The sequence below is a fragment of the Pseudomonas marginalis genome, assembly GCF_001645105.1.
Taxonomy (GTDB): domain Bacteria; phylum Pseudomonadota; class Gammaproteobacteria; order Pseudomonadales; family Pseudomonadaceae; genus Aquipseudomonas; species Aquipseudomonas petroselini.
Window position 1 is genome coordinate 317699 of the sequence record NZ_LKEG01000052.1, and the last position, 23321, is coordinate 341019.

Consider the following 23321-nt stretch of genomic DNA (forward strand, 5'->3'; position numbering starts at 1 on the left):
CTACTGACGAAACCGACTCAAACTGTGGGAGGGGGCAAGCCCCCTCCCACATTTTTTACCGTGTTTCGTCAGGAACCTTTGTTGCCTTTTTCATGCGTCGGGTCGTAGACCTTGGTCAGGTCACCCCCGAGGCGGAACGTCTTGAACGGCTGCATCCCGTGCTTGCGCTCGATCACATCCGGGGCGCAGGTGTAGAGGGTGCAGAAGGGCTCAAGCCAGGCGTATTTCATGTCTTCCTTGAGGTCTTTCATGTCCTGCTCTTTGCCGTTTTTCTTCTCGAAGATCTCCGGGTCTTTCACCCCGGCCAGCACTTTGTCGCCCAGGCGTTTGAGCGCGCTGTTGTTTTCCTGGCGCAGGTCCACACCGTTGACCAGGGCAAAACTGGCGATCATCGACAGCGGCGGCAGGGCGTAGTTGTGGTACGACAGCGCCCGTTGCTGACGCTTCAGCTCGTTCGGCAGGAAGCCCTGGTCATCGACCTGGTTCACGCCGACCTTGTATTCCTTGACGGCCCAATCAAACAGGTCGCGGCGGTTGGTGGCGACGGACGTTGCCATCACCGACCAGGCGGCCCAGTAGGAGTGGTTGTTGGTTTTTTCCAGCGGCAGGTTGTCCCAATCGCTCACCACCTGATCGGCCAGTTTGTTGAACCAGGCTTCGATCAGCTGCGATTCCTGCTGGTGGTTGGCCAGCGGGTGCGAGTCCGAGAACTTCAGGCGCACATAGGCCGAAGCCATGCTGCCCAATGCCCATTTGCGCATGGATTTGCCGGTGTGGTTGAAGTCCTTGGACATCAACGCGTCGGCCTTGGCCCAGCTCGTAAGCCAATTCAAGGTGCATTCCAGCTGCTCCGGACGACCGTCGCGCATGAACTGCATCACGCGCTTGCTGGTGTCTTTTTCCAGCTTGGTGATGTCGGCGGTGCTGTCGCGAAAGGCTTTTTCGGATTGCACGTTCAGCGTGGAACGGGCCTTGTCCGAGCCTTCGTACTTGCTGCGAAATTGCAGCGAGCCGGTGTACGGCGGCGGCATGGCGTCGCAGTCATTCTTGAAGTCGCCGGTCTTGAACGCTTCCACCGGGGCGAAATACCCCTGGGGTGGACGCAGTGGCGCGGCGGCGTTGACTGAGCCGGCGAACATCGCCAGGCCCAGCAGCGTTGGAATCAATAACTTCTGCATAGGTAACCTCATTGCCCGGCAGCAGCGGTCTGTTGACCGCCCGCCGGGAATACGTTGCGTGTGCAAATTTTCGCTTCGACTTTCTGCGCGGCAGCGCCCGCTTCGGGGCCCTGCACTTCCACGGCCAGCAAGTTCTGCGAGGCCCAGTCTTCATCGGTGCGCAGTTCAAAGGCGAAACGCCCGTCTGTATCGGATGTTTCGGGTTTCTCGATCTTGATGTCCTCGTGGCGCCCGTTCATGTACCAGAGGGTGGCTTGCAAGGTTTTCACCGACGGATCGGCGAAGCGGATATCAACCTGATGGTTGGCGTTGCGCAGGTCTTTGTTCGAACTGTTAACCAGCAATTCGTTCTTGCCGGGTTTCAATGTGGTGCTGGCGCTCATCTGCGCGGTCTTGCCTTCGCAGCCGTTGTCCAGCAGCGCCATCATCTGGCGGTAGATGGTTTCCTGGTCGAGGCGATACAGCGGCGAGAATTCCCAGATGAGAATTTTCGGCGGGCTCTTCTGGAATTCGTCGCTGCCCAGGTACTGGATCATCGAACCTTCCAGGCCGCCGCCAGGGAAGGCGACGTTGAGGATGTCGGCACCGATTTCCTCTTCCAGGAAGCCGGCGAAGTTGTAGTTCTTGCCACTGTGGCTGGTGCCGACCAAGGTGATCTGCGGGTTGCCCGAATCGCTGAACAGGTCGCCGTCGCCCGCTTCGCCCTTGGGCTCGGTGGTGAACTGGTCCATGTACTGGATCGCGTAGCTGGTGCCGCAGAGTTGCCCGGCCATGTTGTGCAAGGTACCGGTCTTGCCCATGCGCCCGGAGCGCTTGGTCTCGAATTCGCGCTTGGGAATCTCGGCGTACTCAGGCATTTGCTTAACCTTGGCCGCGACGATTTTCGCGGTGCGCTGGGCGCCGTACGGGGTCCAGTGCTGGTCGCCGCGGAAGTAGAAATCGTGGGCCGGCAATTCGTCCGGAAGCTGCTCGTTGGTCAACGGCGACAGGTCCGGCACTACGTAGCCCATCTTGGCGAAACGGCCAAGCATGGTCTTGTAGTTGCCCAACGCCTTGTCGAAATCGAACTTGGCCTTTTCTTCCGGGTTGAGTTTGTTGCGGTTCACCAGGCCACGGGTCGGCTGGTAGACCACCACCAGTTCCACGCCCTTGGCCTTGAACGCATCGTGCAACTGCTGCATGCGCTTGTAGCCGGACGGGGTGGTGTCGAATTCGGTGCGCAGGTCTTCCTGGGTACGGAACAGCCAGTCGCCCTGGGCTTGCACTAGGGTGGTGAAGTTCTGCTGGTAACGCGTGGTGTAGTTCTTCGCGTCGTGGGCGGCCGGGCACAGGCTGCAGCACGGTTCGGCGGTGAAGGTCGGCGCCTTGATTTCGTCGGCGCGCACGCCCTGGCTGGCCGCGAGCAGGCCGAGGGTCAGACCCGAGAGGCTCAGCAATTTGATCATGTGTGGGTGCATAAGGGTCATCCTCAGTCCTGCAATTCGGTCTGGCGTTCGACAGGGTCGATCAGCACGGCTTTCTGCTGGCGCACCAACAGGTCGAGAATCTCTTCCTGGCGATCGCCCAGCACGCCGTTGAAGCTGATGCCGCTGGATTTGGTCGGCGCCAGCATCGACACGCGGTACAACTCGACACTCAACGGCGAGTCGATGGACAGCGGCCCGCTACCGTTACCCGCCAGTTCACCGCCGACCACGATCAGCGAGACCTTGGCGTCGAACGGGTCGAGGGCGATGTCGCGGTCGGTGTCGGTCAAGTCCTTGATGTGGCCGTAGAGGCCGGTCAGGCCGTTGGCCATCGAGGTGTTTTCGTACAGCTTGATGTTGACGCTGTTACGCACCCGGATACCGTGGCGACGGTTGGCAATCACCTTGTTGCCCCACAGCAGGTTGTCGCCGCTCTCATAGAGCGTGATGCCGTCGGTGTGGTTGCGGTAGAACTCGTTGTCGGCGACGAAGTTGTTGACGCTGTTACGGTCGAGTACCAGGCCCGACAGCTTGTTGTCGTAGCTGCGGTTATTGAAGATGAAGCTGTCGTTCACTTCCCGGGAAATGATGATGCCGTGCTTCTTCTTGGTGCCGTAGACGGTGTTGTCCGCGATGATCAGGCCGTGGGAACGGTCGTGGGGGTCAATGCCGTAGACGATGTTGTCTTTGTAGGTATTGCCCTTGATCACAAAGCCTGTGGTCTCGTAGCAGTAGAAGCCGTACCACATGTCCGAGAACTCGGAGTCGATGATCCAGCCCGTCGGCTCAGCGCGCTTGAGCACCTTGGCCATGTTCGGCGTGTACTGGGAAATACTCACCCCGTACGACTTACTGTTGGCGTAGCCGAAACTGGCCATCTTGGTGTTGGAGATGTAGGTCTCGGTACCGCCCCAGGCCAGCAGGAACGGGCGGAACTCCTTGGGTGACTTGTACAGCGCGGGGCCGTTGGCCTTTTCGCTCCAGCCGGTGACTTTGGTGTCACGCACAAACAGCTGGCCGTCGTTGATCAGGAACGAACCGGCTTCCTGGGACAGGCGCAGCTCTTGGGTTTTCTTGTCGATTTCCAGGATGCCCTTGCGTCCGACCACGATCGGCAGCTTGGCCAGGAACACACCCGGCGAGGTTTCGCTCAGGTACTGCTTAGGCACTTTGCCGAGCAAGTCCTTGAGGTTCATGTAGCCGTCGTCGATGAAGATCGCCTGGGGAATGCCGTGCTGGCGCACCACCCATTCAGCCATCTTGTTGTCACCGCCGATGAAGTCCTTGAGGGCGTCTTCCTGCATCATGCGGCGGATGCTGATTTTGCCCGGCTTGGCGCGCACGATCTTCTTTTCCATCGCCGCGTCGGTGTAGCCCGACAGGTCGGGCAGGGCCGGCTTGGCCATTTCCAGCGGCGCGGTCGGCGGGCTGGAGATGGTGTAGGTCTTGGCCTGTTGCAGTTCTTTGGCGATGGTCGGCGCTTTAGCCTGCGGCGCGACATCGGCCATGGCAGCACCGCTTGCCAGCAGCATCGCTGCCGCCAGCATGGCCGAGCCTTTGAGGGCTTGAGGGTTCATTGCGCAGGCTCCCATCAGAATTTCCAGATCACGTCGACAAACGCGCGGTGCATGTACGAGTCGACCTGGCTGCCATAGGCATCACCCGGCTTGAACACACCCGCCCGGAAGCGCACCAGGGCCGACGGTTCGTCGATCGACTGGCTGAGCGCGGCCGGCAGCAGGCCTTTCTTGAAGTACTTGGTGACCACCAAGTCCATCTCCTGGCCCAGGCCTTTCTTGCCGTCTTCAAGCGGCAGGGAAGTGCTGGACAGGATCGCGCCGGTCACGTCGTCGGTGTTGTTCTGCACGGCGTCGATACCGTTGCTGCCCACCGGCTTGTTGCCGTCGACACGCCAGAACTTGTGGTACACCAGGCTGGCGTCGTAGTCCTCGCGCAGCTGCCAGGAACCGAACAGGCTCATGGACTGCATGTTGTTCATCTCGCCGCGAAACGCTTCGCCGAAACGGTGCAGGCGGGATTGGGTGCCGGTGAAGTTCGAACGGTTGCTTTGCAGGCCGTTCTGCTCGTATTCGGCACTGGCGCGGGCGTAGGCCGCACCCACTTGCCATTGAGGGTCCAGACGCAAGCGGATACCCAGGTCGGTAGCCCAGCCACTGACGTCATCGCTGCGCTTGGCCTCTGTCGGGCGGGTGCCGTCGGCGTTCAAGGCATTGACCGAATCGCGGTCGCCTCTCATGCCGGTGACGCTGGCCCAGTAATTGACCGTGTTGGTGTTGCGCCAGTTGTAGGCGTCGCTGTTGGCTTCGATGCCGAGCCAGGTCAGGTCGCCGTTCTCGCGTTTGTCCAGCGAGTCGGTGGGCACGCCGGGTTCCGGGAAGTCGAGCTTGCCGTTGTCATGGGTGTGGTGACCACGCAGGCCGACCCACTGGCCGGGCGTCCACTGGTAGGCGGCGTCAGCGTAGAGGTGCTGGCGATCCTTGTCCTTGGGCGACAGTTCCTTGAGGTCGGTGCGGTATTCGCTGAAGCGTTCAGCGACGCCGACATTGGCCTTGAGCAGGGTGGTGTCGAAGGTCCAGTTCAGCGCCTCGATGTTGGTGTCGCGCCATTGGCCGTCGTCATTGCGCAGGCGTTGGCGACCCAGCTTGAGGATCTCGCCGGGGTAGGGCGTGAAGCCGCTGTAGCCGACCCAGAATTCGCGCATGGCCAAGTAGTTTTTCTTGGTCTTGCGGTCGTCGTTGGTGGTCTGCTGGTTTTCGTCATCCGCCGATTGTTGCAGGGTGTCGGTCTCGATGATGTCGCTCGACACCACTGCCTGGCCCATGGCGTAGGCGCTCCACGCGCCGCTTTCGCCGTAGATCCACGGGCGCAGGTCGAGGCCGATGCCGTTGACGTCGCCGCCTTTCTGCGTGCCGAGGTCACGGTCATCTTCGGACTGTGCGGTGGCTTTGACTTCCAGGCCGAAGTTCTTCGCTTCGGTCAGTGCGGCCAGGGTCGGGCACGACCACAGCAAGGCGAAGGTCAGGCCGATGCCGGCTTTGACGAATGGGTTGAGCTTCATAGGGATTCCTCGCCGTCTTCTTCTTCCAGGGCGTGCAGTTGCAGCGTGCTCTGGGCCAGGGTGCCGCGGGTGGCCAGTTCCTGTTGCACCAGGCGTTGGCCTTGAGCGCGTTGCTCAGGCGTCAGCGGTGCTTCCAGCTGCGTGGCCAAGTCATTGGCCTCTGGCGTGTCCTGGGCTTTAGCCAATTGGCTGAAGACATAGGCATTCAATGGGTCGGGCTTGGTGCCCTTGCCTTGGGAAAACAACTGGGCGATGGCGAAGTCGGCGCTGTTCTGGCCGTTGCGCGCAGCGGTCAGCAAGTGATCCAGGGCTTTTTGCGAGTAGACCTGGCCCAAGTAGCCACGGCGGTAGATCTGGCCGAGGTAGTAATCGGCGGCCACTTCGCGGCCCACGGCTTTCTGGAAATGCGCTTCGGCCGCCTTGGCGTCCGCCGGCACCCACTTGCCTTCGTAGTAGAGCTTGCCCAGCAACAGCTCGGCGCGCGGCTGGTCGGCGGCGCGGCCGTTGTCCAGGTACTTCATCATCTGGTCGACGTCGCCCAATTCTGGGAAGTCGTAGAGCAGTTGCGCCAGGCTGACCCATGAAGCCGGGTAGCCAGGGGCGATTTTTTCCAGCAGGGCCTGGGCGGTTTTCTCGTCAGGCTTGCCCAGGGAGGCGTCGCCCAACACACGTGCCACGCTATCAACACGCTGAGCGGTGACGGTGCCACGGCTGTAACCGGCTTCCATCTGCTTGAGCAGTTCGGCCTGTTTTTCGGGCTCGGCTTTTTTCTGGTAGACGGTGGCCAGCTCGACGTAGCAGATGTCGGTGGTGTTCAGCGCGGCTTTACAGATGCGCTCGACATCATCCAGATGCTGGTCGTAGGTGTCCTGGGTGCGATACAGCAGCACCTGGGCCAAGCCGGCTTCCGGATAACCCGCTGCTTGCCACTTGCTGATCTGCTGCTGGGCGTTCACATTCGGAAAGCTGTGCGGGTATTGCAGGTACAGCATCGCCAGCGGGATTAGCGTGTTGCCTTCGCCATTGGCGAAGGCTTTTTTCAGCAGGCCTTCGGCTTCATGGTGTTCGGCTTCGGTGCTGCCTGGCTTGGCTACCAGCAGGCGACCGAGGCGTGCTTGGGCACGGGGCGAGGTGTCCGCCGCCGCACGGTAAGTGGCTTCAGCCTGTTTGATTTGCGCCGGGTCGCGGGTGCCTACCTGGATATCGGCCAGGCCCACTTGGGCCTCGCTGTAACCCAGGTCTGCCAGTTGCTGGTAATTCTGCTGCGCGGTGACGGTGTCGCCACGCTTGAGCGCTTCATTGGCCAGGCGTTGGTCGGGCAGGCCGGCGCAACCGGCGAGGCTGACTGCGAGTGCCAGCAACGCTACTGAACCCAATTGGCAACTGCTTTTGTGGCGAGGGAGCTTGCTCCCGCTGGGGTGCGTAGCGCCCCCAAAAGCCGGCTCCAGCTGCGCTGTCGAACGGGAGCAAGCGCCCTCGCCACAGCAAGCCCGCTCCCGCAGGGAATGCGGTGTGTTTGGGATAGTCATCACAGGCATGTCCTCGCTTACAGACCGTGGGCCATGGCTTTATCGATCAGCCAGTTCAGCGATGGGCCACGGTCGCTGATCACTTCGACTGGGCGGCCGGCGTAGGTGCTGTCCAGCGGTGCGTCAGGTTTGATCTGTACGCGGATGTCGGAGGACAGGTCGGCGCTGTTCAGGCTGGTGCTGCTGACGATGGTGCCGGTGCGCAGCTGTTCTTCGTCGGCCACCTGGAAGCTCACGGGTGTACCTGGGCGAACATCAGCGAACTGACGGTAGGTGAAGCGTGCTTCAACATTGGCCTGGGCGCCGCGCGGCACCAGTTGGAAGATCACGTCGCCTTTGCTGGCGTACTGACCGTCGGCGACCAGTTGCTGGGCAACGATGCAGTCGCACGGCGACGTCAAGGTGCCAGTCATTTGCTTGCCGAACAGTTCCTCAACCTTGGCCGGTTGCAGTTGGTCTTCGTCCAAGTGGCCCTTGAGCACATCGAGCATGCTGGTGCTGAAGGTCGCCAGCGGCGCGCCTTTGGCGGCGATCGCGTCACCTTTGAGCAAGCTTTGCACGGTGCCGTCGCGCGGCATCGTTACGTTCATGCCGGGCACGCTCACCAGGCCAGCCTGTGCGTGGCTGACGAAATACATGCCATACACCGACTTGAAGACAAAGCCGAACGCCGCCAGGCCCACCAGGAAGATCGCCAGGCTGAACGTCACGGCGCGCAGGCGGCCGAAGGCGCTCATATTGCTGCCGCTGTCCTTGACCTTGCGCGCCTTGGTGAAGTTGTCGCGCTGCAAGGTCGCCAGCACGTCGCCCATGGTCACGATGTCACCGGACAGGTGCGAAGTGATCAGGTGGCGCAGGGTGGAAATATCCTGGGCGTCGAGGTTCTGGAACTGGCAACCGGTGCGGCCGGTCTGGCGATCGTAGGAGCGAATCTGCAGCTCCACGTCCATCGCCAGGCCGAGGTTATCGATGACGAACTGCAGGCGACCCTTGTGCACTTCACCGATGGTCAGCGGTTGGGTGGCGGTGAACGCCAGGCCGCCGGCGGAGAGGTCGATCACCCGTGCTTCGGTCTGGGTGCGGTCAGTGTTGAAGAAGCGCAGCTTGGCCGGGATTTTGACACGGGCGTGCTGGCGCTGGGCTTCGGATTCGTGGACTACGTTGGCGTTTACTGGACTGTTCATCAGGGCATTTCCTAGAGTTAATTCAGGCTTGGCAGGGTCAGACCATCATCAGCAACACGGCAACGAAGATGCTGCCGGCGGAGAAGGTCATGGTCCGAGACGACCAGGTGTTGAACCAACGTTGAAAGCTGGCCAAATCGCGGGTCAGTTTGGTGTCCTGGCGGGTCCAGGACTGTTGATCAAGGCGGAAGAACACGTAGATCTTCACCAACGCGCCCATGATCTGGTTGTAATAGAGAATCATCGGGTACGCCGGGCCGATCGTGTGGCCGGAGCACGACAGCAGCAGGGTCAGGATCAGGCGAGTGATGCCGATCCACAGCAGGTACGCAAGGATGAACGCGCCGCCGTACTTGAAGGTGGCGATGATCGCCACGGTCAGGCCGAGCAGGGAGGTCCACATCGACACGCGCTGGTCGAACAGCACCACGCTGGTGAACAGGCCGAGGCGGCGAACACCCAGGCCCAGGGCGCGGGAGTTCTGGCGCAGGTTGTTGCCGTACCAGCGGAACATCAGCTTGCGGCTGGCCTTGATAAAGCTCTTTTCCGGTGGGTGTTCCACGGTGTTGATCGCCGCATCCGGCACGTAGAAGGTGTCGTAGCCCAGGCGCATCAGGCTGAACCAGCTGGATTTGTCATCACCGGTGAGGAATTTGAAGCGGCCCAGGCGCCAGTGTTGCAGCGAGTCGCTTTCCACGTCGGCGATAAAGCCCGGGTCGGTGACGACGCTGGCACGGAACACCGACATACGACCGGTCATGGTCAGTACGCGCTTGGACAGGGCCATGGAGCACATGTTGATGTGGCGTTGGGCGAAGCGCAGTTTGTGCCACTCGCTCATGATGTAGCCGCCGCGTACTTCGCAGAACTCGTTGGTGGTCAGGCCACCGACATTACCGAACAGCTGGAACCACGGCACGGTCTTGCGCACGACGCCTTCGGCGAGCACGGTGTCGCCGTCGATCACCGCAACCACGGCACGGTCGTCCGGCAGGTGGCGGGAGATGGCGCGGAAACCGAATGCCAGGCCATCGCGCTTGCCGGTGCCGGCGATACGCACGAAGTCGAGCTTCACATGCTCCGGCGGGTTCATGCGTTCCCACAGGCTCTTCACCAGCAGCTCATCGGACATTTCCACCAGCGAGCAGACCACGGTGGTGGGGAAGCCGCATTCGATGGCTTCACGGATCACCGAGCTGTAGACCTGCGCGGTGGTCAGCGCATCGATACGGAAACTGGTGACCATCAGGAACACATGGGACGGGTCGGCAGCCTTGCCCAGCTTGCGCACTTTACGGCGCAGGTGCGGGTAGACCACGTACAGGAACAGCATGCCGCGAAAGAAATGCGTTGCACCCATCGAGTAGCGCCAGATACCGACGGCGCCAATCAGGAAAATAAAATTCTTCGACTCGGAGTCGAACGTACTCGCCGGCAACAACGCGGCGAGACCCATCAGCAGGCTCAGAAAGAACAGCCAGCCGGCGGATTGGAGCAGTACGTGTTTTAACTTGGACATAAGCGTCATCCGAAGGTGAAGAAGGCTCCAGGCTGCAAGCGCTGGGGATTGGTACGCTTGCAGCCCGGAACTTGCCGTTGCTGTTACCAGCAAATGCCTTCGGTGCGGCCGCTGACGCTGGTGGCTGCGGACATGAAGCCCACCAGGTCGACGACTTGCTTGCCGTGCGGTGCGTTATGCGCCAGGGCACGGAACTTCTCATCGCGGTTGCCCAGGATGATCACGTCGGAGTTGTTGATCACGTCATCGAAGTCCGAATTGAGCAGGGACGACACGTGCGGGATCTTGCCTTCGATGTAGTCTTTGTTTGCACCGTGGACACGGGCGTACTCGACGTTGCTGTCGTAGATGCTCAGGTCGTAACCCTTGCCGATCAGCATTTCGGCCAGTTCGACCAGCGGGCTTTCGCGCAGGTCATCGGTGCCGGCCTTGAAGCTCAGGCCCAGCAAGGCGATGCGGCGTTTGTCGTGGCTGGAGACGATGTCGAAGGCGTTCTGCACCTGGGACTCGTTGCTGCGCATCAGCGAGTTGAGCAGCGGTGCTTCCACGTCCAGGGAACCTGCGCGGTAAGTCAGGGCGCGCACGTCTTTTGGCAGGCACGAGCCGCCGAACGCGAAGCCTGGGCGCATGTAGTACTGGGACAGGTTGAGGGTCTTGTCCTGGCAGACCACTTCCATCACTTCGCGACCGTCGACGCCGACAGCCTTGGCGATGTTGCCGATCTCGTTGGCGAAGGTGACCTTGGTGGCGTGCCACACGTTGCAGGTGTACTTGATCATTTCGGCGACAGCGATGTCCTTGCGGATGATCGGCGCGTCGAGTTCTTCGTACAGCGACTGCAGGACATCGCCGGAGGCTTTGTCGAATTCGCCGATGACGGTCATCGGTGGCAGGTCGTAGTCGGCGATGGCGGTGGATTCACGCAGGAATTCCGGGTTGACCGCGACACCGAAGTCGACGCCGGCTTTTTTGCCCGAGCAGTCTTCAAGGATCGGGATCACCACGTTGGCCACGGTGCCAGGCAGAACGGTGCTGCGCACGACCACGGTGTGGCGAGTGGCTTTGTCACGCAGGACCAGGCCGATTTCGCGGCACACCGCTTCGATGTAATCCAGTTCCAGGTCGCCGTTTTTCTTGCTTGGCGTGCCGACGCAAATCATCGACAAGTCGGTGTCGCGAATGGCTTCGGCGAAATTGGTCGTGCCGCGCAGCCGGCCGGTTTCGATACCCTGGCTCAACAGTTCGCCCAGACCCGGTTCAACGATTGGCGATTTGCCTGCATTGATCAGGTCAATCTTGTCCTTGGAGATGTCTACGCCGACCACTTCGTGGCCACGGGCAGACAGGCAACCGGCACATACTGCGCCAACGTAACCGAGACCAAATATGCTGATGCGCATCGCATTTACCTCTTCGTCATTCAAGACTGTGTTAATCGTGCCTATTAAGGCCGGAATTCATGTTTGCAAGCGTCACTGATGCCGCGAAAGTTAGGCGAATAGACGCCGACTTACCGCGTACAGGCATGTTAAATAGTGAGTGACTAACTATTGCACTCAAGTTGTGCGCAACTTGGCCTTGTTATTGGGGCTTGCCCTCAAATGCAGCCAGCCTTCCTGGGAGAAGGGCTTGGCGCCAGTGCCGCAGGACCTTGATAGAGGCGTTTAGCCTTTAACTATCAATGCCTTGGGTTTTATCACTGACCCATTAGGGTAAGCACAGCCTTGGCCTATAGTTCGTGGCAATTGATCCTTATCGCCGCTCTCAACTAATCGGTTGGTAATGTGACCACTGAGTCAAAGTTCATGTGACAACTTTGCTACTTCCATTGGTCTGCCATGTAAGTCATCTCCTACAGGAACAGAGAATTTCGTTACCGGTGGTATGAGCAGTGCTTTAGGACGAAGTTCCAGGCCGCTCATCCTGTTTCCAGAAATTTCTTGAAATATTAGGAAAGATGGCACTGGTAGTATATTGATAGCACTTGCTATTTGGGCCAGTAGTTATAGGGAGTTGGCGCGAAGGGATAGTTTTGTGCCACCAGTGTTTTAAAAAATTGGTGCCACTACGAAAAAAAACGACAAATGTCGAGTGAAAGAATTTTTAGGGAAGCGCCTGAATATTTTTTGACGCCAAAATAATGACGATTTCGGGCGTGGAATGCAGGCAAAAATGTGGGAGGGGGCTTGCCCTTCCCACATTTGATTTTTAGCGTCGATGAGGTCGGAGCAGGGCTTTATTCCGGTGCGTGATCGCGCAAAAACACCAGGTTGTCAGGCTTCGACTGCTCGGCATTGAAGCGATAGCCCTGCACATCGAACTGCTTGAGCTTGGCCGGGTCGTTGATGCGTTCTTCGATCACGAAGCGGCTCATCATGCCCCGGGCCTTTTTGGCGTAGAAACTGATGATCTTGTACTGGCCGTTCTTGAGGTCCTTGAACTCGGTGTTGATGATCCGCGCGTTCAGGGCGGTGCGCTTGACCGCCGAGAAGTACTCGTTGGAGGCCAGGTTGAGCAGCACGTCATCACCTTGTGCGGCCAGTGCTTCATTGAGCCACTCGCTGATGCGGGTGCCCCAGAAGGCGTACAGGTCCTTGCCACGGGCGTTGGGCAGTTTGGTGCCCATCTCCAGGCGGTACGGCATCATCAGGTCCAGCGGGCGCAGCAGGCCGTACAGGCCGGAGAGCATGCGCAGGTGGTCCTGGGCGTAGGTGAAATCGGCGTCGCTGAAGGTGTCGGCATTCAGGCCGGTGTAGACGTCACCCTTGAACGCCAGCAACGCCTGCTTGGCATTGGCTTGGGTGAAGGCGGGCGTCCAACTGCCGAAGCGGGCAGCGTTGAGGCCGCCGATCTTGTCGGATACGTGCATCAATTCGCTGATTTGCGCCGGGCTCAGTTCGCGCAATTGTTCGATCAGCTCCTGGGAGTGGTCGAGGTATTGCGGCTGGGTGAAGCGCGGGGTTACCGGCTTTGACTCGAAATCGAGGGTCTTGGCGGGGGAAATCACCATCAGCATGAAGTCGTCTCCTGTAAACGTGGAGGGATTCTAGGGGGTTGGGCGTTTTGACTCCACCTATGATGGCGATAGGCGCGATCCGCTATGATGGCCGGTGACTCTGGAGAGGGAGACCCCGTGTGCGAATAGCGCTTTTATTGTCGGCTTGCCTGCTTTGCCTGAATGCCCAGGCGGCACCGGTGGATGTAGCCAGCCTGGACCGTGGCACCTGGCCCGAGAAGCTCAGCAGCCCGGCGCTGTTCGATGTGGCTTCACGCGCCGAAATCCTGATGTTCGCTCACAGCCTACTGGCCAGCGAGCGCCAGGATGAAGCCGCGCTCAATCAGCGCCTGGGCCTGAAGATCATCAACATGGCCGCCATCGACGACCTGCGCCGCCAACTCTGGCAGCGCCTGCTGGAGAACTACACGTTCGCCCAGCAGAGTTGCGAAGTCGACGCCTCGTTCTGCTATCTGGTAGATAACATGGATGATCTGCTCGAGCAGGCCGGCAAGTTTGAGGTAAGCGAAGACTCCTTCTATATAGGCTGGGCCAACCCCAGCCATGTGTTCCATGAGCGCTACCTGGACGAGTTGTTGCGCAAGGCTGCGCTGTTCCCACAAATCAGCAGCGAGGTCGCACTGTTCGGCGACCATGAGCGCAATGGCAACGAATTCAACGACCGCCTGTTCCTGTTGACGTTCGACGGCGGCCCGGCCCCGGTCAGTGGCAATACCGACTGGCTCACCGATTACCTGCGCAAACAGAAGATGAATGCGACCTTCTTCGCCCTTGGCAGCAGCCTGCAAACCCGTGTGGAACGTAGTTCGGTCGCCGATGTAGAGGCGCTCTATCAAGGTCAGTGCGTTGGCACCCAGGGGTGGCAGTACCGTTCGCACAGTCATTGGGTGGACTGGCAGAGTTCCATCACCCGCAGCGCATCGCTGGCCCAAAACCTGATGCCGGAAAACTACGTGCCGCTGTTCCGGCCGCCCTATGGCCAGCGTCGCGCGGACAGCCAGGGCTTCTTTCAAGCCCAGGGCTTGCAGGTGGCGTTGTGGGACATCGATTCCCAGGACGAACCAGGCAAGCTCAAGGCCGATGAGTCGGCGCAGCGGGTGCTGACGCTGATGTTGTTGTGGCGCAAAGGGGTCATCGTGTTTCACGACACCCAGGACAAGGCGCGGGTGGCTTTGCCGATCTTGTTGCAGGCAACGGCGCAGAGTGGTTTGGGGTGGCAGGACTGCCGGGAGGCTTTTCGCTGAAATGCCCGGTCCTGTTGGGGATGAGGCATTTGTGGGGTGATTTTGTGCGACATTTCGATGCAGGCGGACTTCCGACTTTAACGGGGACCATGGTGCTCGGCTAGTGCTATTCGTCATCCTGAAAAATAAACTTCAAAAAAACGTCAAAGTGCTTTTTTCTGTCATGGGTTTTGCGGTATTACGAAGTCAGATCGCCGAAACCTGCAGCACAGGTGGCGTCTTCCAAGACTCCTCATGTGGGCACTGCGCTTGACGTCACTCAGGTGCAGTCGGTGGTCGAATCGAGGCGCAGCACCGCCCAGGTATTGCGTCGACTGGCTCCCACAAAGGTGACCGAGTATGGATGATCATGGACGTAACCCTTCTTCCGACCAGCCAATCCTTTATGTGCTTGATACCAACGTATTGATCCACGATCCAAACGCACTGCTTAACTTCGAAGAACACCACGTCGCCATTCCGATGATCGTGCTTGAGGAGCTCGACAAACTCAAAAGCGGGCACCACAGCGTGGCTGCCGAGTGCCGCCAGGCCATCCGCCTGATCGACAAGACATTGGGCGAAGCCTCGCCGGAAGACGTCGAGGTCGGCGTCCCGATCCAGCGCGGTAAAAGCGGGCCCAAAGGCTTGCTGTCGATCCTGATGAGCAAGCGCAGCGAGCCCAACAGCCTGCTGCCGGAAAACCTGAACGACAACAAAATCATTAACCAATTGATCGACCTGCACGCACGCGACAAGGACCTGCGCCTGGTGCTGGTGACCAAAGACATCAATATGCGCCTCAAGGCACGAGCGTGTGGGATCGCTGCCGAGGACTACAGTACCGACCAACTGGTCGACGATGTGTCGATGCTGTCCCGCGGCTATCACACCGTGACCGGCTCGTTCTGGGACCTTGTCAGCAAGGTCGAAACCCGTCAGGACCATGGCCGCACCTGGCACCAGGTGCAACTGATCGACAACCTGCCGGCCGTGCATATCAATGAATTCATCATCGACGAACAAGGCTTCGTGGGTTGGATCAAAGAGATCCAGGTCGACAAGCTGTTGATCCTCGACCTGCATCAGGAACCCCTGTTGCACCAGGAAGCCTGGGGCCTGAAACCGCGTGATATCTACCAGAGCCTGGCGCTGTATGCGCTGCTCGACCCGGACATCCACCTGGTCAACCTGACCGGCGCCGCAGGCTCCGGGAAAACCATCCTCGCCCTGGCTGCCGCTATCGAGCAGACCATGGTGACCAAGCGCTATCGCCGCATCATCGCCACCCGCAGCGTGCAGGGCCTGGACCAGGAAATCGGTTTCCTGCCTGGCACCGAAGCGGAAAAAATGGAGCCGTGGCTGGGGGCGATCACCGACAACCTCGAAGCCTTGCACATGGATGACGAAAACACCCATGGCAGTGTCGACTACATCCTCAGCAAAGTGCCGTTGCAGTTCAAATCCCTCAACTACATCCGAGGTCGCAGCTTCCAGCAAAGCCTGATTTTGATCGATGAATGCCAGAACCTCACGCCGCACCAGATGAAAACCATCATCACCCGTGCCGGCGCCGGTTCCAAAGTGGTGTGCCTGGGCAACCTGGCACAGATCGACACCCCTTACCTGTCCGCGACCAGCTCCGGGCTGACTTACCTGACGGAACGCTTCAAAGACTTCCCCAACGGCGTGCACATCGCGCTGCAAGGGGTGCCTCGTTCGATTCTGGCCGAATACGCCGAATCTCACTTGTAGATACGGTCAGTGTGGGAGGGCACTTGCCCCTCCCACATTTTGATCGGCGATAGGTTTACAATCGGTGCTCCTGATCAGGAGTATCCCTGTGCTGACTCATCTCGATTCCCAAGGTCGCGCCCATATGGTCGACGTCACCGACAAGTCCGTGACGTTCCGTGAGGCGGTGGCCGAAGCGCGCGTGCGCATGTTGCCCGAGACCCTGAAAATGATTGTCGACGGCGCCCACCCCAAGGGCGACGTGTTTGCCGTGGCCCGCATTGCCGGGATCCAGGCCGCGAAAAAAACCAGTGACTTGATTCCCCTCTGCCACCCGCTGATGTTGACCGGCGTCAAGGTCGAACTGAGCGCCGACGGCGCAGACTCGGTGCATATCGTGGCGCGCTGCAAGCTCTCCGGCCAGACCGGCGTGGAAATGGAGGCGTTGACCGCTGCCAGCGTCGCCGCGCTGACCATCTACGACATGTGCAAGGCTGTAGACCGTGGCATGACCATCGAAAGTATTCGCCTGCTAGAAAAACTCGGCGGTAAAAGCGGGCACTTCAAGGCGGACCAGGCATGAGCATCAACGTATTGTTTTTTGCGCGTTACGCAGAGGCTGTGGGCCTTGATTCGCTGGAGATGGAGGGCGAGTTCGCCACCGTCGATGCTGTGCGCCTCGCGCTGGCCAGTGACCCGGAGTTTGCAGTGCTCAACGAGACCAGCCTGATGTGTGCGCGCAACGAAGAGTTGTGCGGCCTCGATGAGCCGGTGCAGGCGGGTGACGAAGTGGCGTTCTTCCCTCCCGTGACTGGAGGCTGACCATGGCTATTCGTGTGCAAGCCCAGGCGTTTGATCCGGGCGTCGAGGTGAATGCCATGCACGCGGCCAATGTCGGCGTGGGCGCGGTGGTGAGCTTTGTCGGCTATGTGCGCGACTTCAATGACGGCCGCGACGTGTCGGGGATGTTCCTGGAGCACTACCCCGGCATGACCGAAAAGGCGTTGGCCAAGATCGCCGTGGAGGCCGAGCAGCGTTGGCCGCTGCTCAAGTTGGAAGTGTTGCATCGCATCGGCGCGCTGGAGCCGGGTGAGCCGATTGTGTTCGTTGCCGCCGCCAGTGCCCATCGCCAAGCCGCGTTTGATGCCTGTGCGTTTGTGATGGACTACCTGAAGACCCGGGCGCCGTTCTGGAAGAAGGAAAACACACCTGAGGGCGCCCGCTGGGTAGAGGGGCGCAACAGCGATCACGCAGCGGCGGATCGCTGGAAATAACCAGCCGAACACCTATCTCAACATCAGCTGAAATCAAATGTGGGAGGGGGCTTGCCCCCGATAACTGTGGCACATTCAACACCTCTGTTGACTGATACACCGCTATCGGGAGCAAGCCCCCTCCCACATTTTTTATCGCATTTCAGCTTACTGACGCTTGCGTTCCACGGCGCGCAACAGGTGCGTCGGCGGCGTCTCACAGCTGATCTTGCGACCCAGCAGCGTCTCGATTGACGGTAACTGATACGAGTCATCCTCCCCAGCAAAGCTGATCGACACACCCGCCGCCCCGGCCCGCCCTGTACGGCCAATGCGGTGCACGTAGTCGTCCGGCACTTCCGGGAGGGTGAAGTTGATCACGTGGCTGATGCCGTCGATGTGAATGCCGCGACCCGCTACGTCGGTGGCCACCAGCACACGAATCTTGCCTTCGCGGAAACCTTCCAGGGTCTTGATGCGCTTGTGTTGCGGCACATCGCCGGACAGTTGCGCGGCGTTCACACCATCACGCACCAGGCGTTCTTCGATGCGACGCACTTCGTCCTTGCGGTTGGCGAACACCATCACGCGCTCCCAACCGTTGTCGTTGACCAGGTTGTAGAGCAGCTTGTACTTGTCGGCACCGGCCACGGCGTAGATATGTTGCTCGACGTTCTCGCTGGCGACGTTGAGCGCTTCGATCTCGACGATGGACGGGTCGGTGGTCCACTGCTTGGCGAGGTTCATCACGTCTTCGGTGAAGGTCGCGGAGAACAGCAGGGTCTGGCGCTCGGCCTTCGGTGGGGTCTGGCGAATGATCTGGCGCACTTGCGGGATAAAGCCCATGTCGAGCATGCGGTCGGCTTCGTCCAGCACCATCACTTCGACCATGTCCAGGTGCACGTCGCCGCGCTGGTTGAAGTCCAGCAGGCGGCCCGGCGTGGCCACCAGAATGTCGCAGTGACGGGCTTCAAGGTGCTTGAGCTGCTTGTCGAAGTCCATGCCGCCGACGAACGTCATGACGTTGAGGCCGGTGTACTTGGTGAGGTCGGCGGCGTCTTTGGCGATCTGCACCACCAGCTCGCGGGTCGGGGCGATGATCAGTGCGCGCGGCTCACCCATGTAGCGTTCTTTCGGCGGTGGCGTCTGCAGCAGCTGGGTGATGATCGAGATCAGGAAGGCGGCGGTCTTGCCGGTACCGGTCTGGGCGCGACCGATGGCGTCTTTGCCGGCGAGGGTAAAGCCGAGCACCTGCGCCTGGATCGGCGTGCAGTACGGGAAGCCCAGGTCCTGGATGGCGTGCATCAGTTCCGGGGCCAGTTTGAAATCGTGGAAGCGGGTCTTGCCTTCCAGGGGCTCGACGACGAAGTCTTCGAGTTTCCATGGGATCACGGGCGGTTTTGGTGCACGTTCACGGCGCGGCTTGGGCGCGACTGGCGCGGGAGCGGCCTCAACCGGCTCTGCCTGTTCAGGCGGCTTCACGGTCGGCTTCTTCGGCGGGGTGACAGGTGCGGTCCGACCTGGCTGCTGACCGTCATTGCGGCTGCCGGGCGTGGGGGTTGGAGCACTGGAATCAGGCGCGAGCGGCTCAGCCTCGCTTTTGCCGAACATCTTCTTAAGTGCTTTGAGCACGGTGATCTCATTAATTGGTTAAGGAATGTACGCCGGCCAGTGTAATGCAAGAATCGGGCGCGGCGTAGTGCGTCTGTCATACGGCTACATAAACGCCGGGTTTCAGCCCAGGCGCGCGGTCAGCCAGGCGCCGATATCGTGTATCTCCTGGGGTAACACTTCGTGGCCCATTGGGTATTCCTGCCATGTCACGGTGACACCACGGCTCTTCAGGTGCTCATACGCCGTGCGACCCATGGCGTTCTGTACCACTTCATCGTACTGGCCGTGCAGACACAGCGTTGGAATGCGCTGCTGGCTGGCAGATAATTCCAGCTCATTATCGAAGGTGGGGGCGTAGGTGGAGAGGGCAATGACACCACCCAAGGGGCCTTCCCAATTAAGAAACGCCGTGTGGAATACCACCGCACCGCCTTGGGAAAAACCTGCGAGAAAAATCCGCGAAGCGTCTATTCCGGTTCTCTTCTGTGCCTCGATCAAATCCGTGACCATTTTGGCCGACACTTCCAGCTCTTCCAGGCTGATCGACCGCGCCGGGCTCATGGCCTTGATGTCGTACCAACTGGGCATCTCGTAGCCGCCATTGATTGTCACCGGGCGGGTCGGTGCCTGGGGCAAAACGAAGCGGGTGGTCAGCAAGCTTTCCTGCAACGCTTCGGCCACCGGCAGGAAGTCGTAGCGATCGGCACCCAGGCCATGCAACCAGATTACGCAGGCGTCTGCGGGCTTGGCGGGCTGAAGAATCAAGGGGTCGGTCATGTCTGCTCCATTAATGTGCGTGCGCTCCGATTGGGTGCGTCGGAACGGTGCGCGATGGGTTGATCTGTTAAGAAGATGTCGCACGGTTGAATCTTTTTCTATTGACCGTGGGCTGAATCGACTCAGCCGGCACTCTGGTACGGGCCTTGCTATGTGTTGAACGATGTCAGCGCTATCTCAGGACGGTAACACTATCAGTGACTGCCGCTTGTGGGATAGCAACTGGATTGATCGCAACAACCTCATGCCGCTTGACCCCAAAAAAAGCCAACACGGGTCGATATCGCCTCATAAGGGTGCGCTGAGGTTCGAGCTCCGACACAACAAGAGCAACTGGAGGTTTGAATGAAGGTATTGAAATCCACCCTGGCCATCGTTTCCGCGGCGGCTGTACTGGGTGTCAGTGGTTTCGCCCAAGCTGGCGCCACGCTGGACGCCGTGCAGAAGAAAGGCTTTGTGCAATGTGGCGTGAGTGACGGTCTGCCGGGTTTCTCGGTACCGGATGCCAGCGGCAAGATCCTGGGGATCGACGCTGATGTTTGCCGCGCTGTGGCGGCTGCCGTTTTCGGCGACGCGACCAAGGTCAAATTCAGCCAGTTGAACGCCAAGGAGCGTTTCACCGCGCTTCAATCCGGCGAAGTCGACATTCTGTCCCGTAACACCACCATGACCAGCTCCCGCGATGCCGGCATGGGCCTGAAATTCCCAGGCTTCATCACTTACTACGACGGCATTGGCTTTCTGGTAAACAACAAGCTGGGCGTGAAAAGTGCCAAGGAACTGGACGGTGCAACCATCTGCATCCAGGCCGGTACCACCACTGAGCTGAACGTTTCCGACTACTTCCGTGGCAACAACCTGAAGTACACCCCGATCACCTTCGACACCTCCGATGAAAGCGCCAAGTCGCTGGAATCCGGTCGTTGCGACGTACTGACTTCCGACAAGTCCCAATTGTTCGCCCAGCGCAGCAAGCTGGCCGCGCCGAAAGACTACGTGGTTCTGCCGGAAACCATTTCCAAGGAACCTCTGGGCCCGGTCGTGCGTAACGGCGACGACGAGTGGCTGGCCATCGTGCGCTGGGTTGGCTACGCCATGCTCAACGCTGAAGAGGCCGGTATCACCTCGAAAAACGTTGAGGCTGAAGCCAAATCCACCAAGAACCCGGACGTTGCACGTCTGCTCGGTGCTGACGGTGAATACGGCAAAGACCTGAAAGTGAAGAAAGATTGGGTCGTACAGATCGTCAAGCAAGTCGGTAACTACGGTGAAGTGTTCGAGCGCAACCTGGGCAAGAGCACCCCGCTGGAAATCGACCGTGGCCTGAACGCGCTGTGGAACAACGGCGGCATTCAATACGCACCACCTGTGCGCTGATCGCTGATGGTTCTGTCACCCGGTGGGCCAACCGCCGGGTGATGTTCTGTTCCATTATTTCCGGGGCACTTCATGCAAAATCAAATCGGCGCACCAAAGCAGAAGCTCAGCTTCAGCGATCCCAAAGTGCGTGCGTGGCTCTTCCAGATCATCACGATTGTGGCGGTGGTCTCGCTGGGCTGGTACCTCTTCAATAACACCCAGACCAACCTGCAACACCGAGGCATTACCTCGGGTTTCGACTTCCTTGAGCGCAGTGCCGGCTTCGGTATCGCGCAGCACCTGATCGACTACACCGAATCGGACAGTTATGCCCGGGTGTTTGTGATCGGTTTGCTCAACACCTTGCTGGTGACCTTTATCGGCGTGATCCTGGCGACACTGCTCGGGTTCGTGATCGGCGTGGCGCGGCTGTCGCCGAACTGGATGATCAACAAACTGGCGACGGTGTATGTGGAGGTCTTCCGCAACATTCCGCCGCTGCTGCAAATCCTGTTCTGGTACTTCGCGGTGTTCCTGACCATGCCGGGGCCGCGTAACAGCCACAACTTCGGCGATACCTTCTTTGTCAGCAGCCGTGGCCTGAACATGCCGGCAGCGCTTGCCGCTGACGGTTTCTGGCCGTTTGTGGCCAGCATCGCCGTCGCCATCGTGGCAATCGTGCTGATGGCGCGTTGGGCCAACAAACGCTTCGAAGCAACCGGCGTACCCTTCCACAAATTCTGGGCGGGCCTGGCGCTGTTCATCCTGATCCCGGCGCTGTGCGCCTTGATCTTCGGTGCACCGCTGCACTGGGAAATGCCCAAGCTGCAAGGTTTCAACTTTGTCGGCGGCTGGGTACTCATCCCGGAACTGCTGGCACTGACCCTGGCGCTGACCGTCTACACGGCAGCATTTATTGCCGAGATCGTGCGGTCGGGCATCAAGTCCGTCAGCCACGGCCAGACCGAAGCCGCGCGCTCCCTGGGCCTGCGCCCTGGGCCGATGCTGCGCAAGGTCATCATCCCGCAGGCCCTGCGGGTGATCATTCCGCCGCTGACCAGCCAATACCTGAACCTGGCGAAGAACTCCTCGCTGGCGGCCGGTATCGGTTACCCGGAGATGGTTTCGCTGTTTGCCGGCACGGTACTCAACCAGACCGGACAGGCCATCGAAGTCATTGCCATCACCATGAGCGTGTACCTGGCGATCAGCATCAGCATTTCCCTGCTGATGAACTGGTACAACAAGCGCATTGCGCTGATCGAGCGGTGAGGAAACGCCCATGAGTACGCATACTTTCAAACCTGATATGCCGCCGCCGAACAAAGTGTTCGGGCCGATGGCATGGATGCGCGCCAACCTGTTCTCCAGCTGGCTCAACACGCTGCTGACATTACTGGCGTTCTACCTGATCTACCTGGTGGTGCCGCCGATCCTGAGCTGGGCGATCATCGACGCCAACTGGGTCGGCACCACACGCGCCGATTGCACGAAGGAGGGCGCCTGCTGGGTGTTTATCCAACAGCGCTTCGGGCAGTTCATGTACGGCTACTACCCCGGCGACCTGCGCTGGCGCGTAGACCTGACCGTGTGGCTGGCCATCGTCGGCGTGGCGCCGTTGTTCGTCTCGCGCTTTCAACGCAAGGCGATCTACGGGCTGAGCTTTTTGGTGCTGTACCCGATCATCGCCTTCTTCCTGCTGCACGGTGGGATCTTCGGCCTGGCCAACGTGGCGACCAGCCAATGGGGCGGCCTGATGCTGACCCTGGTGATCGCCACCGTCGGCATCGCCGGCGCCTTGCCACTGGGCATCATGCTGGCGTTGGGGCGGCGCTCGAACATGCCGGCGATTCGTGTGGTCTGCGTGACCTTCATCGAATTCTGGCGCGGCGTGCCGTTGATCACCGTGTTGTTCATGTCGTCGGTGATGCTGCCGCTGTTCCTGCCGGAAGGCATGGGCATCGACAAGCTGCTGCGCGCACTGATTGGCGTGATCCTGTTCCAGTCGGCCTACGTGGCCGAGGTGGTACGCGGGGGCTTGCAGGCGATTCCCAAAGGGCAGTACGAAGCGGCCGCAGCAATGGGCTTGGGTTACTGGCGCAGCATGGGCCTGGTGATTCTGCCGCAGGCCCTGAAGATGGTCATTCCCGGCATTGTCAACACGTTTATCGCGCTGTTCAAGGACACGAGCCTGGTGATCATCATCGGCCTGTTCGACCTGCTCAACAGCGTCAAGCAAGCCGCCGCCGACCCGAAATGGTTGGGCATGGCCACTGAAGGCTACGTGTTCGCCGCCTTGGTGTTCTGGATTTTCTGTTTTGGTATGTCGCGCTATTCCATTCATTTGGAACACAAGCTCGACACAGGCCACAAGCGTTAGGAGTTGTTGT

At 59.9% G+C, this 23321-nt stretch carries 19 protein-coding genes; 8 read left to right on the forward strand and 11 right to left on the reverse strand.

Annotated elements, in window-relative coordinates:
* Positions 1 to 68: 68 nt before the first annotated feature.
* From AO064_RS23635 to yaaA, 9 genes are all read right to left on the reverse strand, one after another.
* On the reverse strand, positions 69 to 1178 hold the full coding sequence (locus AO064_RS23635) for a mannuronate-specific alginate lyase (RefSeq protein ID WP_085983627.1): 1110 nt from the start codon (positions 1176 to 1178) through the stop codon (positions 69 to 71).
* Between the two features lie 8 nt (positions 1179 to 1186).
* Positions 1187 to 2635: an alginate O-acetyltransferase gene (locus tag AO064_RS23640; RefSeq protein WP_043206137.1), complete on the reverse strand. Its 1449-nt coding sequence runs from the start codon at positions 2633 to 2635 to the stop codon at positions 1187 to 1189.
* Positions 2636 to 2646: 11 nt separating this feature from the next.
* Positions 2647 to 4236, reverse strand: coding sequence for a mannuronan 5-epimerase AlgG (gene algG, locus AO064_RS23645; RefSeq protein WP_064054806.1), 1590 nt, complete (start codon positions 4234 to 4236; stop codon positions 2647 to 2649).
* Positions 4236 to 5723 carry an alginate export family protein gene (locus tag AO064_RS23650; RefSeq protein WP_064054807.1) on the reverse strand — a complete coding sequence of 496 codons (1488 nt, stop codon included), beginning with the start codon at positions 5721 to 5723 and terminating at the stop codon, positions 4236 to 4238. The genes algG and AO064_RS23650 overlap by 1 nt, the downstream gene beginning before the upstream one ends.
* On the reverse strand, positions 5720 to 7099 hold the full coding sequence (algK, locus tag AO064_RS23655) for an alginate biosynthesis TPR repeat lipoprotein AlgK (protein WP_012722333.1): 1380 nt from the start codon (positions 7097 to 7099) through the stop codon (positions 5720 to 5722). Before algK ends, AO064_RS23650 begins: the two co-directional genes overlap by 4 nt.
* Before the next feature lie 170 nt (positions 7100 to 7269).
* A complete protein-coding gene (locus tag AO064_RS23660; RefSeq protein ID WP_012722334.1) occupies positions 7270 to 8436 on the reverse strand; it encodes an alginate biosynthesis protein Alg44 in 1167 nt (388 codons plus the stop codon).
* A gap of 37 nt (positions 8437 to 8473) precedes the next feature.
* Positions 8474 to 9955, reverse strand: a complete 1482-nt coding sequence (gene alg8 / locus AO064_RS23665) for a mannuronan synthase (RefSeq protein ID WP_162471071.1) — start codon at positions 9953 to 9955, stop codon at positions 8474 to 8476.
* 83 nt (positions 9956 to 10038) lie between these two features.
* Positions 10039 to 11355 (reverse strand): nucleotide sugar dehydrogenase, encoded by a 1317-nt coding sequence (locus AO064_RS23670; RefSeq protein WP_012722336.1) that lies wholly within the window; start codon positions 11353 to 11355, stop codon positions 10039 to 10041.
* Positions 11356 to 12191: 836 nt separating this feature from the next.
* Positions 12192 to 12971: a peroxide stress protein YaaA gene (gene yaaA, locus AO064_RS23675; RefSeq protein ID WP_064054808.1), complete on the reverse strand. Its 780-nt coding sequence runs from the start codon at positions 12969 to 12971 to the stop codon at positions 12192 to 12194.
* Between the two features lie 119 nt (positions 12972 to 13090).
* Here yaaA and AO064_RS23680 point away from each other — a divergent pair, with 119 nt between their 5' ends.
* From AO064_RS23680 to moaE, 5 genes are all read left to right on the forward strand, one after another.
* Entirely contained in the window at positions 13091 to 14215 is a 1125-nt protein-coding gene (locus AO064_RS23680; RefSeq protein ID WP_064054809.1) for a polysaccharide deacetylase family protein, read from the forward strand.
* Between the two features lie 339 nt (positions 14216 to 14554).
* Positions 14555 to 15949 carry a PhoH family protein gene (locus tag AO064_RS23685; RefSeq protein WP_012722339.1) on the forward strand — a complete coding sequence of 465 codons (1395 nt, stop codon included), beginning with the start codon at positions 14555 to 14557 and terminating at the stop codon, positions 15947 to 15949.
* 88 nt (positions 15950 to 16037) lie between these two features.
* On the forward strand, positions 16038 to 16511 hold the full coding sequence (gene moaC, locus AO064_RS23690; protein ID WP_012722340.1) for a cyclic pyranopterin monophosphate synthase MoaC: 474 nt from the start codon (positions 16038 to 16040) through the stop codon (positions 16509 to 16511).
* A complete protein-coding gene (gene moaD, locus AO064_RS23695) occupies positions 16508 to 16750 on the forward strand; it encodes a molybdopterin converting factor subunit 1 (protein WP_012722341.1) in 243 nt (80 codons plus the stop codon). The genes moaC and moaD overlap by 4 nt, the downstream gene beginning before the upstream one ends.
* Before the next feature lie 2 nt (positions 16751 to 16752).
* Positions 16753 to 17202, forward strand: a complete 450-nt coding sequence (gene moaE / locus AO064_RS23700; RefSeq protein WP_064054810.1) for a molybdopterin synthase catalytic subunit MoaE — start codon at positions 16753 to 16755, stop codon at positions 17200 to 17202.
* A gap of 147 nt (positions 17203 to 17349) precedes the next feature.
* Here moaE and rhlB read toward each other — a convergent pair whose 3' ends face one another.
* Positions 17350 to 18819: an ATP-dependent RNA helicase RhlB gene (gene rhlB / locus AO064_RS23705; RefSeq protein WP_064054811.1), complete on the reverse strand. Its 1470-nt coding sequence runs from the start codon at positions 18817 to 18819 to the stop codon at positions 17350 to 17352.
* A gap of 96 nt (positions 18820 to 18915) precedes the next feature.
* Positions 18916 to 19572, reverse strand: a complete 657-nt coding sequence (locus AO064_RS23710) for an alpha/beta hydrolase (protein WP_064054812.1) — start codon at positions 19570 to 19572, stop codon at positions 18916 to 18918.
* A 345-nt stretch (positions 19573 to 19917) separates the two neighbouring features.
* On the opposite strand from AO064_RS23710, the gene AO064_RS23715 reads away from it, so the two are divergent.
* The 3 genes from AO064_RS23715 to AO064_RS23725 all read left to right on the forward strand — a co-directional run bounded on the left by AO064_RS23715 (position 19918) and on the right by AO064_RS23725 (position 23311).
* Positions 19918 to 20949 (forward strand): amino acid ABC transporter substrate-binding protein, encoded by a 1032-nt coding sequence (locus tag AO064_RS23715; protein ID WP_010212954.1) that lies wholly within the window; start codon positions 19918 to 19920, stop codon positions 20947 to 20949.
* Positions 20950 to 21021: 72 nt separating this feature from the next.
* Positions 21022 to 22203, forward strand: a complete 1182-nt coding sequence (locus tag AO064_RS23720) for an amino acid ABC transporter permease (RefSeq protein ID WP_064054813.1) — start codon at positions 21022 to 21024, stop codon at positions 22201 to 22203.
* Between the two features lie 10 nt (positions 22204 to 22213).
* Positions 22214 to 23311: an amino acid ABC transporter permease gene (locus AO064_RS23725; protein ID WP_012722346.1), complete on the forward strand. Its 1098-nt coding sequence runs from the start codon at positions 22214 to 22216 to the stop codon at positions 23309 to 23311.
* Positions 23312 to 23321: the final 10 nt, after the last annotated feature.